This window comes from Enterococcus sp. AZ015 (genome assembly GCF_050499225.1).
Lineage (GTDB): Bacteria > Bacillota > Bacilli > Lactobacillales > Enterococcaceae > Enterococcus_D > Enterococcus_D entomosocium.
Window position 1 is genome coordinate 2,855,258 of the sequence record NZ_JBMHEX010000001.1, and the last position, 15,726, is coordinate 2,870,983.

14 protein-coding genes are annotated in these 15,726 nt (G+C 41.9%); 2 read left to right on the forward strand and 12 right to left on the reverse strand.

What is annotated here, in order from left to right:
• Positions 1–126 precede the first annotated feature (126 nt).
• The 7 genes from IGK85_RS13245 to IGK85_RS13275 all read right to left on the reverse strand — a co-directional run bounded on the left by IGK85_RS13245 (position 127) and on the right by IGK85_RS13275 (position 8,417).
• On the reverse strand, positions 127–966 hold the full coding sequence (locus IGK85_RS13245; protein WP_035006971.1) for an SDR family NAD(P)-dependent oxidoreductase: 840 nt from the start codon (positions 964–966) through the stop codon (positions 127–129).
• 87 nt (positions 967–1,053) lie between these two features.
• A complete protein-coding gene (locus tag IGK85_RS13250) occupies positions 1,054–1,722 on the reverse strand; it encodes a hypothetical protein (protein ID WP_429972262.1) in 669 nt (222 codons plus the stop codon).
• A 12-nt stretch (positions 1,723–1,734) separates the two neighbouring features.
• Complete coding sequence (locus IGK85_RS13255; protein WP_086316550.1) at positions 1,735–3,855, reverse strand: hydantoinase/oxoprolinase family protein; 2,121 nt, start codon at positions 3,853–3,855, stop codon at positions 1,735–1,737.
• Positions 3,856–3,872: 17 nt separating this feature from the next.
• A complete protein-coding gene (locus tag IGK85_RS13260; RefSeq protein ID WP_008380538.1) occupies positions 3,873–5,201 on the reverse strand; it encodes a hypothetical protein in 1,329 nt (442 codons plus the stop codon).
• A gap of 115 nt (positions 5,202–5,316) precedes the next feature.
• Positions 5,317–6,600: an MFS transporter gene (locus tag IGK85_RS13265; RefSeq protein WP_008380536.1), complete on the reverse strand. Its 1,284-nt coding sequence runs from the start codon at positions 6,598–6,600 to the stop codon at positions 5,317–5,319.
• Positions 6,601–6,687: 87 nt separating this feature from the next.
• Complete coding sequence (aroE, locus tag IGK85_RS13270) at positions 6,688–7,536, reverse strand: shikimate dehydrogenase (RefSeq protein WP_008380533.1); 849 nt, start codon at positions 7,534–7,536, stop codon at positions 6,688–6,690.
• 29 nt (positions 7,537–7,565) lie between these two features.
• Positions 7,566–8,417 carry a sugar phosphate isomerase/epimerase family protein gene (locus tag IGK85_RS13275; RefSeq protein WP_005234024.1) on the reverse strand — a complete coding sequence of 284 codons (852 nt, stop codon included), beginning with the start codon at positions 8,415–8,417 and terminating at the stop codon, positions 7,566–7,568.
• A 236-nt stretch (positions 8,418–8,653) separates the two neighbouring features.
• Here IGK85_RS13275 and IGK85_RS13280 point away from each other — a divergent pair, with 236 nt between their 5' ends.
• Positions 8,654–9,553, forward strand: coding sequence for a LysR family transcriptional regulator (locus tag IGK85_RS13280; RefSeq protein ID WP_005234023.1), 900 nt, complete (start codon positions 8,654–8,656; stop codon positions 9,551–9,553).
• Between the two features lie 144 nt (positions 9,554–9,697).
• Here the strand turns inward: IGK85_RS13280 and IGK85_RS13285 are convergent, their stop codons facing one another.
• From IGK85_RS13285 to IGK85_RS13305, 5 genes are all read right to left on the reverse strand, one after another.
• Positions 9,698–10,324: a restriction endonuclease gene (locus IGK85_RS13285; RefSeq protein ID WP_008380529.1), complete on the reverse strand. Its 627-nt coding sequence runs from the start codon at positions 10,322–10,324 to the stop codon at positions 9,698–9,700.
• Between the two features lie 493 nt (positions 10,325–10,817).
• Positions 10,818–11,081, reverse strand: coding sequence for a type B 50S ribosomal protein L31 (locus IGK85_RS13290; protein WP_008380527.1), 264 nt, complete (start codon positions 11,079–11,081; stop codon positions 10,818–10,820).
• 99 nt (positions 11,082–11,180) lie between these two features.
• Positions 11,181–12,476 (reverse strand): transcription termination factor Rho, encoded by a 1,296-nt coding sequence (gene rho / locus IGK85_RS13295; protein ID WP_005233978.1) that lies wholly within the window; start codon positions 12,474–12,476, stop codon positions 11,181–11,183.
• Between the two features lie 2 nt (positions 12,477–12,478).
• Positions 12,479–13,738: a UDP-N-acetylglucosamine 1-carboxyvinyltransferase gene (locus tag IGK85_RS13300; RefSeq protein ID WP_005233977.1), complete on the reverse strand. Its 1,260-nt coding sequence runs from the start codon at positions 13,736–13,738 to the stop codon at positions 12,479–12,481.
• 173 nt (positions 13,739–13,911) lie between these two features.
• Positions 13,912–14,781, reverse strand: coding sequence for a class II fructose-bisphosphate aldolase (locus IGK85_RS13305; RefSeq protein ID WP_005228297.1), 870 nt, complete (start codon positions 14,779–14,781; stop codon positions 13,912–13,914).
• Between the two features lie 368 nt (positions 14,782–15,149).
• Here IGK85_RS13305 and IGK85_RS13310 point away from each other — a divergent pair, with 368 nt between their 5' ends.
• Positions 15,150–15,605: a YehR family lipoprotein gene (locus IGK85_RS13310; protein ID WP_005233973.1), complete on the forward strand. Its 456-nt coding sequence runs from the start codon at positions 15,150–15,152 to the stop codon at positions 15,603–15,605.
• The last annotated feature ends 121 nt before the right edge of the window (positions 15,606–15,726 follow it).

Consider the following 15,726-nt stretch of genomic DNA (forward strand, 5'->3'; position numbering starts at 1 on the left):
CTTTCAAATAGCTTGCTTCGTCAGACCGCATGTATTAAGGCATCACGAAATACACCCATCTTTTTCGGACAAGTCGAAAAGATGAGTGTCTCCCCTGTTCAGTTATTACTTACTTCATTTCCCCATTTATTTTTGATTTTCCGGCCGAAAATTGATGGCATACTGTTTACGCCCGCCAGGTTTTGGTACTTGATCCCCCATCATGATCCCAAAACCACCTTCAACACGTAATTCGTGCCCGTTCGTATAATCGGAACGTTCGCTGGCTAAGTAAAGGACTGCATTAGCAATGTCTTGCACATCGCCGATTCGCTTATTGGCAGTTAAACGTTTCCGCCCCTCTTCAACTTCTGGGTCTGCATAAAAGCTTGCGGATAAAGGTGTCTTCACAAAGCATGGCAAGACACAATTGCTGCGAAGGCCGTACTGCCCCCACTCTGCAGCCATTTGTTTCGACATCATATTAACTCCAGCCTTACTTGGGCTATACGCACCAGAATATGTTTCAGGGCTGATTGAGGCGATCGTTGAGACATGCACCATCCGCCCTGATTTTTGTGCGATCATCACTCGCCCGATTCTTTGAGAAACCAAGAAGTAGCCGTTTAAGTTGACGTCGATCACTTGTTTCCATTCTTCAAATGGTAGATCTTCAAGCAATGAAAATTTCAAAATAGCCGCTGTGTTTACCAAAACATCAATGCGGCCAAAATCTTCTTTGACCTTTTCTGCCAATGCATCTACCTGCGCTTCGATCGTCGAATTGCAAACATAGCTGTTTACTTTCACACCAAATTGATCTGCTAGCTGTACTGCATAGTTGGCAAGGTTTTCCTCATGCAAATCAACTAATGCAAGTTGTGCGCCTTGATCAGCAAAGTCCTGTGCAATTTTTTTCCCCATACCGCCTAAAGCGCCGGTAATGACTACGACCTCATTCTTAAGATTCAACCAAGATTGCTCCATCATTTATACCACCTCTAATATTGTTATATTCTTCACTAACAATATACCTTGATATGAGCAGAGAAACTAATTCTTTTTTTCCATTGATCAATAGCTTCTGTGAATGGTTTGTTCCTTTAACGCAGTCGTAACGAGCGCTTGAGCGAGCTCAGGATTTTTACAATAGATTATGCAGCTAGCAAGCAATGTAGGGGAATTTTCCAGCTGATAAAACGTCTGTACAAAAGATGCAGCAGCGATCTCACTCAAGGAATAGAGACGTGCCTGTTTTTTCAAAAAACCTATCTGATAGTGCAGTTGTCTTTGAATGGTCCAGAGATTTTTACGATATTCCAATACATGAAACACTTCATACATGAAAACCAATTCCGTAAGTGTCGTCGCAGGAAGTAATCGGCTTAATTGCTGTGCTTCGATAAAATGCTGCGCTTGCGCCAAGAAATTGCGATCAATCATAATATGATCTGTTTTTTTATAGACAGCAAAGGTATAGCGCTCCTGTTGCGCTTGCGCTTCAGGCAGTTCATTGATCTTTAATGAATCAATGATTCCTTGCAATTCTTGAGGATGCTCTCGATACCAGCGGGCTTCTTGCTTACCTATGCTTTCAGCAGTTTCAATAAAGGACTCTGCCTGCGCAGGATCAACTTTGGCGTGAAGGGGGTCTTGTTTGAACAGCTGCAGGTGAGGATTGGTTGCTCGAGACCATAGGTGTAAAAATTGTTGGCAAAATTCTTCTACTTTCACGGTTCTCATTCCTTCCTTGGCCTACTGCAAGCGGTTCGCAGCAATAATAATAATCTCTTCTGTACCAATCAACTGACTTAATTCAATATCGATCAACATCATCAATTGGGTATAATCTGTCGAACTAAAATCAAAGAGACGCGGTCCAGCACAAATATAAAAATCTGGCCGGATGACTAGATCACTTTGGTAGTTCGCCATACTTTCCCAAAGACGAGCGATTTGTTCACTATAACTTTGGATCGTCGTTTTCACGACATCTGCATGGTCTCTTTGCACGCGAATAAAGCCTCGATGATCAATGACACAAACACGATCGCCTTTTTTTGTCGCTGCGCCATAAATATAAAAATGTTCACTCGTAGCACAAGAAACCACGTTTTCTTTAGCAACTTGCAGCTCAGCATAGGCAATGTCTTGCGCTTCTTCACGGTTAATTTGGTTTTGACGCTCAGCGGCTTGAGCAGCTGTGGCACCGGAGGCTCGCGCAGTAATTTTTTGCGTCTGAGGATCGATTTCAATATAGACTTCAATACTATCAGGCGTTGCCCCACTCTCGATCGCCAAAGTAGCTGCTTCTTGCTTGATTGCTGCAATATCCGCTTTTGTTGGATTCGGGACAATTCGTTCCACCACGTCTTGAACGACGGATAACGCCACACCGATCGATGAAATCACTTCAGCATTTTCAGGTATTTTATAATTCAACGACAATTGTTTCGCTGCATGTTTGATCAGTGAAGAGACGCCTCCTCCTACACCTACTAAAGTCATTTGGTTAGGCTCTAATTGATACTTGCGGGCAAAAGATTGAATCACAGGTGCTATTTTTTGGACTGCTTGATCCAATATTTGCTGTGCGACATCCTCCACCGTCGTTTCTAAGTACTTCGCTAAAGGCTGCATGGCTTTTCTGGCCGAATGGGCATTGCCATAGGAAAAATCATCCTTTGTGACATATCCTAAGACATTCGCTGCACAAGAATTCGTGATCGTAATTCGTTTCCCGTTAGCAAGTTTGATTGCAACATAATCTGCTGGGTCACCTTCTTTTGGCGCATAAAGCTCCAGTTCTGGTGCAACGATCTCTTCTTCTGGCAGATACGTACTATATTCTAACCCAGCGATATGGGCACTTCTTGGGCCGACGTCTATCACGCCTTTTTTGTTCACTCGAACCATACTGCCGCCAGCCACACCTAGGACGCGAACATCTAATGAATTGACATACGTCTTATGGCCTGCAATCTCTGAGTAATCGATGACTGGCCGACCATTTTTGATAACGCCAAGATTCGTCGAAGTTCCCCCTACTTCAAAATAAATACCGTTCGACGTTCGCAGATACATCAATGCTCCCATCACGCTGGCTGCTGGACCAGAAAGCATCGTTAGCACCGGTCGTTTTTTCATTTCAACAATGTCCATCAACCCGCCATCGCCCCGCATGATCATCAGTGGTACATCCACACCTGCTTGGCGAACACTATTTTCTGTTGAATTTGCCGTTTCCAGCATCGTTGGCAAAATCGATGCATTGATTGCTGCGGTACGGGTTCTCCGGGATAACCCATATAGTTTGGTCATCTCCGACGCCAAGGTTACCTCGATGCCCTTTCGTTTGGCTACTTCAGCGATTCTTTCTTCTGTTTGTAAATCATCTACACCAAAAGCTGCTGAAGTCACGATGACCTGAGCTTGTGCCTGTTGTAGTTCTGCTAATGCCGCTTCGATTGTTGCTTCTGAAAGCTCTTTTTTAGGAATAAAGCGAGCAACGACTTCAATACTTCTTCCCGTACCTAAATCAATGTCTTTTAATGCCGTTTGCCACTTTGCCAGCCAACCTTCGACGCCGCCCTTTGCTGTACTGATAATGCCGACCTTCGCTACATCTCCTTCTAAGAGTGCATTGGTGGCTTGGGTTGTGCTGTGAGCGACAAAGACCACTTCATCTGGCTGGATCTGATTTTCGGCTAAACACTTAATAAAAGAGGCCACTACACCTTCTGCAACCCCTTGCTCACTTTTGTGGGTCGTTTTTACAGATGACTTTCCAATCACCTCTTGCGTGTCATTGTTGATTGCGACAGCTTTTGTATGGGTTCCACCCACATCAATGCCAATTCGGACACTTCTTCTCATTTTTTTCACCTACTTTTTTAAATCGGGCTATATAACAGGAACGTCGCAATTTCAAGAACCAGCGAAATGACGACTCCTGGTAAAAAAGCAACCTTCATGTAATCTTTCGTATTGATATTATTGAAGCCTAATCCCCAAGCATTCCAAGAAATGGTCAAATCAAAATGACCCATACCGATCATATTAGAAATGAACAACGGATATAAAAACGTCACAGGATAATTGGTTTGATTGCTGATTACTGCTAATAACGCTGCCCCACAACCAATCAAAGAAAGTGGCCCGCGAAACCAGGTCAAGGGAGCTAAAAAACCAAAAAGCAAACAAAGCGCTAAGGGATGCGTCGGAATGATTCCTCCTAGCAATGATTCAAAATAAGGTGCAGCGAAGGTTGCAGCTGCATTGAACATCGCAAGGGTCATCCAAAAGGCAACTAAGGTCGCAGTATCTTTGACCCCATCTGCAAAAATACGTGTCAAAATCTGAGAATCTTTTCTAAACCCATCCTTTAAAACACCACAAATCCACAAGGCATAAAGACTCGCACCAATAAAACAAAAGATCACTGGAAATTGAAAGATGATGACTCCTACGACCGGTATAAAAGGGGTAAGTATCGCCAAACTAGGAACGTCTTGAACTTTCGGTTCTTCTCCAACCGCCCAAGCATAGGTCAAACTTTCTACTCTCAAATACCCAATAGCAAAAATCGAAGAAACCAGAATCATCACAAAGAAAGCCAATAATCCAAACGAAAAATAATCATTATAGGTGTAATCAACCCCACCATTCACATTGCCAAAAAAGGCTTGATACTGTGTGAAATTGATTGGATTTAAGAAAACACCTGCTGCAACGGAAGCCGAAAAACTAAAGAATGCCACGACTTTAGGAATACCAATCGAAAATAAAATTGGCAATACGATCACGGCGATCGCGATGACAGATCCGGCACCTGACATGGATGAAAAGATAAAGCCGGTAATCAAATTGACAATTACTAGAATAATCGCTGGGCTATCCCCACCTAGTTCCACACTCTTACGAATGATAGTTGCCGCAATGCCCGTTTCCAACAAGATCCTACCAAAGAATGCTCCTACAAAAATATTCATTTGTGAAGCCCCCCAGCGTTCTGGCGCCTGTTGATAGACCTGTGCCAGCATCTCGGTAAAAGGGAGGTTTTCAAATGCCGGATTGGGTGAAATGACATTCCCTATAAGCGGCAACAACACCCATAATGTTGCCATAACGATAAAACCAATCATCAGGTTATATCCTTTGATACAATAAAAAACCATGCCACCAAATGACACTACTAGTAATAAGCCAATCAAGCTATCCATTCTTCTTCTCCTCCATACAAATTACGCCGTTTGAACCTGCAGCCAGATACGCGAATGCCGCCGTTTAACAAAAGCGAAAAAGGAGGAAGTGGTTGGCCACTATCCTCCAGGACGTTTAGTCCTTTAATTTATCAAATGCGCTGTAGCCAAATACTCTTTTGTGTTGCAGTAACAAATAAACCATCATGACGATCGCTAAAACCGCAGCTGCGAGTAATAAGCCCATCATAATAAAAATCGCTTGCGTTTCTCCTACTGACCGAGTCATGGAAGCAACGATGTAAGGTAAAAAGGTACTTGCTAAGCCCATCCAAGTATAGTAGATCCCGGTATTTCGACCTTTTGGTCCAGGGCAAAACATTTGTCGTACCCCTAGCCCAGTTTGCAACGCCCCTCCGGCAGCAAAGAAACCCAAGAAGGCGATACTGATATAAATCACTACGACATGTTGGATCACTAATACCATCCCTAACGCAAGAGCGATGAATACCGTATCAATAAATAAGACTTTTAAGGGATTCCAACGCAATTTCCCCATCATTACTGCCCAAAACAAAACAGCCACCATTGAGCCAAAAGTATAGATCGATGTTAGCCCCGCTGACTGCATCTCAGTCAAACCAGCATTCGTCAAACCAAACGCTTTGGTATACTGTTGGGCGCCGTACATGATGAACATACAGATAAAACCAAAGAACATTGTGAAGAAGTTAACGATTATATTCGGCTTAACAAGCATTTTGGCCTTCATCGCCGCAATTTCTTCTTGAACCGCATTCGTTTCTTTTCCATCAACGGTTGCCGCTTTTTCTTTCATCATGTCATCATAGGCGAATGGCGCGATAGCTGCTAAAATCGTGCAGACGATCGATAGGACTAATGGAATAATAATCCCCATCGACTGATTCCCAGACCGGATGAAATTTACCACAAGTAAGGGATAGATAACCCCTGACAAAGAAACAAAAAACTTGATCCCAATCATTGCTGAAGCCGCATATTTCGGTGCTGCTTCTTGAGAAGCGGGATACAATGCAGCATCCCAGAAACCAGAAGTCGCCACCCCTGCGATAAAGGCACAGACAGACGCGATCACCATATTCGTCGTCAGTAACAGACCTAAAAAGCATAGCGTATACAAAACAGCCCCCATGACCGCCATTTTTTTGCGTCCCACTTTATCCGAAATTTCTCCACCAATCCAGACGGTCAAGAATTTCCCTAATCCGGTCGCAGTGATGGCCAACGATACCGCAGCGGCTCCTGCAGAAGCATCGGTATAGCCCCATTTATCCGAAAAATAAGTCGCATTTTGGCTTAAAATAATAGCTTGGATCCCATGAGTGAAATAACACATATAGACAGTTGCCAGTGACAAAATATACTTTTTTGCTCTCATTTGTACGCTCCTTATAAAAGAACATCCAGCTTTCCTACGAAAATTTCCCTGTTGGTATTTCGTAGGAAAGGGATACTCGGTCCCTAGTTAGTTTGCTCTGACAGGCAGTTCCTTGCCAGTAAACAGTTTAAAGGCGGCTTTTCCTTGTCCCACCAGCATTCCTTTTCCACCCACGGTCTTACAACCTTTTGCGCTGGCATCTTTCAATAACTGGGTCATTGGTGGGTTATAGATCGCATCAGCCACCGTCAAATCTGCATGCAGTACCTCTGTGTCTGCAATTGGTGTCGCTGTATTTCCTTCACCCATTCCAACAGTCGTTGCATTCACTAAACAATCGGCTCCTTTTATTTTTTCAGCAAGTAACGCTTGATCCGTCAGATCATAAATATCAATTACTAGATCAGGGTAATATTCTTTAATGCGAGCAACGGTCTCTTTGCCTTTTTCATAAAATGCATCTTTGATGTTGAAAATTGCAATGGAGGCTGCGCCTTCGATCGCCAATTGGACTTGGATCGCGGTGGCAGCTCCACCAGCTCCGATCACAACAAATTTTTGATCTTTCATTTTTACATCGTGTGCTTGCAGATTATCAACAAAGCCGACACCATCGGTAATATGGCCGACGAGCTTGCCTTCATCATTGACGATAGTATTGATGGCACCAACCATTTTTGCAGCGGGGGTCAATTCATCCATGTATTCTGCCGCTGCCGTCTTGCAAGGCATCGTGACATTTCCACTCATTTTGAAGGTTCGAAATGCCTCGATCGCCTGGGCGACTTGGTCTTCTTTAATGTCAAAAGCTAAATAAACTGCATCGATATCAAGCTGGTCAAAGCCATAATTATACATGGCTGGCGAACCAGAATGCCCAACAGGTGTACCGATCAATCCTAAGAGCTTCGTTTTTCCCGAAATTTTTTCGCTCATCGTATTTCCTCTTTTCTATTTGATTTTTTTTACGCAAGCAATTCTGGCCATGCGTTTTGGATCACTTCAATACTCGTTTTGTAATTTTGCTCTGCTGCTTTTTGATAGCCTTGACTTAAAATCGGATCAGAAATCACTTCCGTGCCTACAACACGAGGCTTGATGCCGTGTGCTTTTAGTGCCCGTAAGAAGCCTTCGGTATCACCCCATCCTGTTCCTGGACATAAGCGATCGTGCATCGACTCATCCCGTAAGATCGTATCAGGATATCGTCTTTCTAAAACATCACAAATTTGGATCGAAACAACTTTCTCCGCTGGGACCCCTTCCAAGTCAGCTGCTGTCATGTTGGCTCTCGCCCAGTGCCATGTATCTAGGATCAGCATCCCATTTTCACAATCTGCCTCTTTGACAATATTCCATGCACTAGCTAGATCAGGAACACCGCTATAAGGCATGAATTCTAACCCAATGACTAATTCTTTTGCTCGTGTACATAGTTCTTTAAAGGCTTGGATATGAACCTCTGCTGGGTATTTTTCCATTAAGCCACAATTGATGTGCCCAACACCAAACAAACGTGCCATATGATAGATCGTTTGCTCTTTAAATTGTTGCAGCAGTGTTTCCGGTGTTTCCATCGTTTTATTTGGATCAGCCCACAAGGTGATATATTCGACCTCGGTTACTTTCATGTCATGTTCTGCAAGAATTTCAAGCATCCGCTCATCAGAATAGCCTTGCTTCACAGCAAGCATATAGGTCTCCGCACGTAAACCGATCCCGTCGTATCCTGCCTCTTTCGCGATCTTCACTCTGTCTTCAAAATTAATCTCTGTCCCTAATGTGTAAGAGCTAATCGTCAATGGAATGTTTCTCATGTTATTTCCCCCTTTAAAAGTCTGTAAACAACTACTACTTGGTTTACAGCTGGAAATAAAAACACGAACTAAAAAGCGGCCGCAGTAATTGTGTTTTTATTCACAATGTTTATTACCGTTATTATAGCTTTTCCCTCTCCGTACTTCTAATTGTTTTTTCTTTATGGATCTATAGATAAAAGATATAAGTCTTGTGATATACTGATAAAAAAAGAAGGATTTTAGAGGAGGTTTCAATGAATCTTCAGCATTTAAAATATTTTGATATCCTTGCTAGAGAAGAACACTATACACGTTCGAGTAAATTGCTCAACATCACACAACCAAGTCTCAGTAATGCCATTTCACTTTTAGAAGATGAGCTAGGTGTACAACTCTTTGAAAAAAACGGACGAAATGTGATCCTAACCAAGCCTGGAAAAATTTTCCATGAACATGTTATACGAACGTTAGAAAACTTAGATTCGGGTATCGATACAGTAACAAAAATCAGCAAAGGCTTTGGGCATATCAGCTTTGCTTTTTTGCAAGTCCTCGGTACATCTTACGTACCAAAAATCACTAAACAATTTCTTGAAGCAAATCCTGAAAAAAAGATTCAATTTGAATTTCACTCAGATAGCGTCAGTACCGAAACAGTCCAAGGACTAAAAACCTTGCGCTATGATCTCGGTATTTGTTCCTACATCACCAATGAACCAACCATTGAATTCGTCCCGATTGCAAGTCAAGAACTTGTCGTGATCACCGCGTTGGATCATCCTCTCGCACAATTTGATGAAGTCTCTTTGGACGACTTAGCAGAATATCCCCAGATTATTTTCAGCAAAAAAAGTGCCTTACGTGAAATCATCGATGACCTTTATCAGCGTAACAACGTCAGCTATCAAGTAGCCTACGAAGTCAAGATCGATCAAGTGATCGCTGGACTAGTCAGTCAAGGATTGGGGATTGCTATCATTCCCAATATGACGATGCTTGACTCTTTGCCCCTTAAGCGAATCAAACTTAATGGCATCAGTTGGGAGCGATACTTTTATTTAGCCTACAATAAAGAGACTTACTTACCACCTGTAGTCAGCAATTTCAAAGAATTTATTTTGGCCCATGCAAATCCGAAACAGATCGTTTATTGAGTGACTGGGTGGGTGAAAAACAAAGCTTTAGAAAATAGGAATAAAACTATGTTCCCGCCTTTTTTGGCGTTTTCACTTAATAAAAAACAGACATTCATTAATAGAATGTCTGTTTTTTATTGCTTATTCTCTTGTTCTTTTTTCTCATGACGAATAATGAAAAGAGCTATACTCACCGCACGTTTCGCAGATATAGTAATAATTGCGCTTCTTCTTATTGTAGAGTTTCAACTTCTTCCCATTTTTACAACTCTTGCATTCTTCTAATTCCGTCAAGGTTTTATAATAAAACAACTCACTGATCATCTCTGGATAAAAATGCGCAAGCAGCTCAATCAGTTTTTTTCTATCAACCAACAGTAGATTATCACCGGCTATTTCTAATGCTTGATCTGTAAAAAAATGTGTAGTGATGAAAAGCCCATTGGGAAACCCTTTGTCTGGAAAAATCCCTTTAAATGCGGCAACGAGTGGCTTACTGATCCGCTCCGTTGTCTTTTGCGGATTCCAGGCTTTACATTGGACCGCTATTGCCTTTTTATTATTAGAAAAAGCATACACATCAATACCACCATCTTTGTAACCATCGATGTTTTGGACGGTATATCCCATCTTTTGTAAAATACATTCAGCAATATAATTCAAATCCTCTGATTTACAGGTTTCTAATTGAGCCACAATCTTTTTCAATTTTTTCGGGTATGTACGTTCATTATGGTTGCTTAGTTCTGGGAAATTAATGACTTCCTTCTTTTTCTTAAATGAAAACATGTCTCTTCCTTTCTTGATTGTTTTGGATGTGATTCGTTAAAGCATAGCTAGTGAGTGGTCTTTAATTATGTAGAATAGAAACTGGTTCTTAAAGAGAGAACTATCTACTTTTCTCAATAAAAATCGTGTGAACTCGATAAAATAAGTCAAAAATAAGAAACTTATAACGGAGTATTATTAATTTAATGATAATTTTATTCAAGATAAATGTCAATTGAAGTTTGAATATTCAATAATAATCGATGATTAAATCAAACCACTCTTGATCATTGCTCCATTTCGAAAATTACTAGATAGGATTCGTTACAGTGCTAATTTCCACATTCTTGCCTACAGATTTATTGATTCCTTTTACTTTGTTTGTAACAGATTCTGAATGGTTTCTTTCGGTTTAGCAGTTGAGTGTCTATTACCTATAAAAACAAAAAAAGGTTTCCCTCGTAAAAGGGAAACCTCAGAAATGTTATCGAAACAACATTTACATTTATTTGTCTTATTCTGCAGCGTTGTTGTCTTTGAGACCGTATTTTTTGTTGAAACGGTCCACACGTCCGTCTGCTTGTGTGAATTTTTGACGTCCAGTGTAGAATGGATGTGAATCAGAAGTTACTTCGACACGGATCAATGGATACGTGTTGCCGTCTTCCCACTCAACAGTTTCTTGAGAATTCTTTGTAGAACCTGATAAGAATTTGAAACCAGTAGTTGAGTCCATGAATACAACTGGATGATAATCTGGATGGATATCTTGTTTCATTTCTTCTTCTCTCCTTTGCCCTGGCTCATTTGCTTCACCAGAGTTGATTTGTCGATTTTACAACATGACTATCTTACCATGTTTGGATTTTAGATGCAATTATCTTTTTATATTTCTTTTTGGCCGCTTGTCTCCGAAATGGACATCATGAAAAGCCGCTAAAAACTCTTCATTCTTTTTCGTTTTGCGCAAGAATTGAATGAATTGTTCTGTGAACTCCAAGGAATCCCCCAACATGTTGTTGCGTAAGCGCCAAGTTTCTTCCAATTGTTCACTGCTCATCAGCAATTCTTCTTTACGGGTACCAGATTTCTTGATGTCGATCGCTGGGAAGACCCGGCGTTCTGCGAGGCTGCGAGAAAGCTGCAGCTCCATATTGCCGGTTCCTTTAAACTCTTCATAGATGACATCATCCATGCGGCTGCCGGTATCTACCAAAGCTGTGGCAAGGATCGTCAAACTACCGCCTTCTTCAATATTGCGGGCAGCGCCAAAGAATTTCTTCGGTTTGTACAAAGCAGCTGGATCGATCCCGCCGCTTAGTGTACGTCCGCTTGGAGGAACGACTAAGTTATAAGCTCTCGCCAAACGAGTGATACTATCCATCAAAATCACGACATCACGCTTGTCTTCCACCAAGCGCATCGCCCGTTCTAGTACCAATTCTGAAACACGGGTATGATTGCTAGGCTGTAGGTCAAAGGTTGAAGAAACCACGTCACCCTTGACACTACGTTCTAGATCAGTTACTTCTTCTGGACGCTCGTCGATCAAAAGTACGATCAATTCCACCTCAGGATAGTTGTCCGTAATCCCATTGGCAATTTCTTTCAATATACTGGTTTTCCCAGCTTTAGGCGGGGCAACGATCAGTCCCCGTTGACCAAAACCCACTGGCGCCAGCATATCGATCATCCGAGTCGAAAGACGTCCTGACGTTGTTTCTAATTTTAAATGACGGTTCGGATAAAGGGGCGTCAGCGCTGGAAAATGCGGACGCTCTTTGGCATCTTCTGGATCTTTGCCGTTAACAGACTCAACGTGCATCAATCCATAATAGCGTTCAGATTCCTTAGGCGGGCGCGCCTTACCGGCGACTTTATCGCCATTACGCAAACTAAACCGACGAATCTGTGAAGAAGAAATATAGATATCTTCTGCACTCGGTCCATAGTTGATTGGACGTAAAAAACCATAGCCTTCTTGGCCTACGATATCCAAGATTCCTTCCATATAAAAGAAGCCTTGTTTTTCCGCCTGCGCCCGTATCACAGCCAATGACAATTCTTTTTTATTCATTTGGCTGTAATAAGGAATTCGAAACTCTTTGGCAAAGGTGTAGATCTCTTTTAAGGTTTTGTTTTCCAACTCTGCCATCGTAAGATAATCGCTCATAATTACTCCTCTATCATTTGAATATCAGCTCCAAGAGCCGTTAGTTTTTCGATGATATGATCATAGCCGCGCAAAATGTACTCGACATTAAAGACGCTAGTCGTGCCAGTCGCCATCAATCCGGCAATAACTAGACAAGCCCCTGCTCGCAAATCAGAAGCGACAACTTCTGCTCCGTGCAATTGGCTCGGTCCGCTGACAAAAATCATGTTGCCTTCTGTCGTTGCTTGTGCGCCCATCCGTGCTAATTCAGGAATATGGTTGACCCGTTTGGCGTAAATCGTGTCCATAATCTCCGATGTTCCCTTTGCTTTTAGCAATAATGGTGTGATCGGCTGTTGCAGGTCTGTGGCAAATCCCGGATAAGGATAAGTTTTCACAGTCGCTGGTTTCAACTCTTTTGAGGGATGCACATAGATTTCATCTTCGCTGATATCCATTCGCACACCGATTTCTTCCAATTTCGCAATGTAGCTTTCTAGATGCTCATAAATCACATTTTTGACTGTAATGCCTTCACCCGCTGCTGCGGCTAAAGAAAGATAGGTTCCTGCTTCGATTCGGTCTGGAATAATAGAATGACGACAACCGTGCAGTTCTTCCACACCTTCGATACGAATTTCATTGGTACCTGCACCTCTGATTTTCGCTCCCATATTATTTAAAAGGGTCGCGACATCAATGATCTCAGGTTCCCGTGCAGCATTTTCAATGATCGTTTTACCTTTGGCTCTTACTGCTGCCAGCATTACATTGATTGTTGCTCCGATGGAGACCATATCTAAGAAAATCCGTTCGCCAGTCAAGCCTTCTTCTTCGGTACGCAAATACATGGCGCCATGCTCGTTGGTGACTTTTGCGCCAAGTGCTTCGAAGCCTTTGATATGCAAATCGATTGGTCGCGGGCCTAAGAAACAGCCGCCAGGCAACCCAACGACGCCTTCACCAAACTTCGCCAATAATGCCCCCATGAAATAATACGAAGCCCGTAGACTATTGATTTTTCCGTTAGGCATCGGGATCGAAACGATATTGGTTGGATCGATCTCTAGCGTATTGTTTTCAAAATGGGTCTTCACGCCCATAATTTCGATAATCTCAATTAATGAGTGCACATCTTGGATGTCGGGCACTCCTTCTAAAATGACCGGTGAATCAGCTAAGATCGCTGCCGGGATCAATGCGACTGCACTGTTTTTTGCGCCGCTAATGGTGACTTCACCTTTTAAGGGACGATTGCCGTTGATGACAATTTTTTTCATTGAATTCCACCTATACTCTTTTTTAATTTATGTGTATCATTCCAATTTTAGCACAAATTACACAAAGAAAAAAGATGCAGTATATTTTTGATCCCCGCATCAAGAATATTTTCTTAGAAAACAAAAAAACTCTTAGAATCACTGATTCTAAGAGTTTTGATCTTTGATTAAGATTAAGCTTTACCAGCTGAACCGAACCAGTCGATGTGTTCTTCTGCATCTTTAACGATTGCAGCAACACCTGGTGCTAATAATTTACGAGGGTCGAATCCTTTGCCTTCTTTATCTTTGCCAGCTTCGATGTATTCACGAGTTGCTTTAGCAAATGATAATTGGAATTCAGTATTTACGTTTACTTTAGAAACACCCATTGAGATTGCTTTTTCGATTTGGTCTTGAGGAATACCAGAACCACCGTGTAATACTAATGGTACATCAGAACCTACTGCATCAGCGATTGCTTGTAAGTGGTCAAAAGCAAGGCCTTTCCAGTTTTCAGGGTATTGACCGTGAATGTTACCAATTCCGCAAGCTAGGTAATCAATACCAGTTGCAACCATTTGTTTACATTCTTCGATGTCAGCTAATTCGCCAGAACCGATGATTCCATCTTCTTCTCCGCCGATTGAACCAACTTCACACTCAACAGAAACGCCTTTTGCGTGTGCTTTTTCGACAACTTCTTTAGCCAATTTCAAGTTTTCTTCAAATGGTAAGTGAGAGCCATCAAACATAACAGAAGTGTAACCAACTTCGATACATTCCATTGCTGCATCGTAATCACCATGGTCTAAGTGGATTGCAACTGGAACAGTGATGTTCATTGAATCAACCAAGTTTGTAACGATGTCTTTAGCAACTTTGTATCCGCCCATATATTTGGCAGCACCCATTGAAGTTTGGATTAGAACTGGCGCTTTTTTCGCTTCAGCAGCTTTTAAAATCGCTTGTGTCCATTCTAAGTTGTTTGTGTTGAATCCGCCGACTGCATATCCGCCTTGACGAGCAGCTTTTAAGAATTCAGCTCCTGATACTACTGGCATAAAAAATTCCTCCTAAGTTTTGAAAAACTTTATTTGTTAAGCAATGCTTAACCGACAATGCTATTTTAGCAAAGATTTGCGGTATTTGCTACTAAAAAGAGGAATTTCTCTTTTCAAAAAAAGATTGCACAAATATAAAAATCCAGCATTTTCATCATCTTTTCTGAAAGTCTACGATTCTGTAAGGTTTTTCTCTTCTGTCTGCGGTCGTTAGATAACAAATCGGCATGTGAAAATTCGAGAAAAATTTCACATATTTTTTCGTCATTTTATCATAATCTTCCAGTAAATCCTTCCTTCTTCTCCTCTGAGCATAAGAATAGCCTTGTGAAAGCGGCTATATTATTATGTAAAAAAGGAGGGATAAAATGAAAAAAGCGCTTATTGGATTTTTGGCAGTCATCGGGGTTCTTTTCTTGGCAAGTTGCAGCTCGGGGGCCAAAGAAGAAACCAAAACATTCACAATGGATCAAAATGGGGTTTCGATGGAACTGGTCTTCACTTATGAAGGCGATAAAGTAAAAACCCAGACTGCGAACAATGTCATGCCGTATTCAGCGATTGGGGTAACGACCAAAGAAGAAGCACAGACGGTACTTGATCCGATCGCAGAGCAGTATCAGCAAGTCAAAGGATTGGACTATTCCCTCGACTATACAGATAGTGAAGCGACTGAATCCTTGACCATCAATTATGATGAGTTGGATTATGATTCAGCGAAACAATTGCCTGGGGTTAGTTTCGAAGGAAACACCGAAAATGGGATCAGCATGGAACGTACAGAGGAAATGCTCTTGGATCAAGGGTATAAGCTAAAAGAATAATCCTCTCTAGGCACCAGCAAATCAACATGCGTTACCGCTGGCGGATTTCATTCAAACTGCTAGCGAAAAAAATAATGCATCAGCCAGAAACTTCCGGTCGTTTTGACGGAAGTTTTTTGTG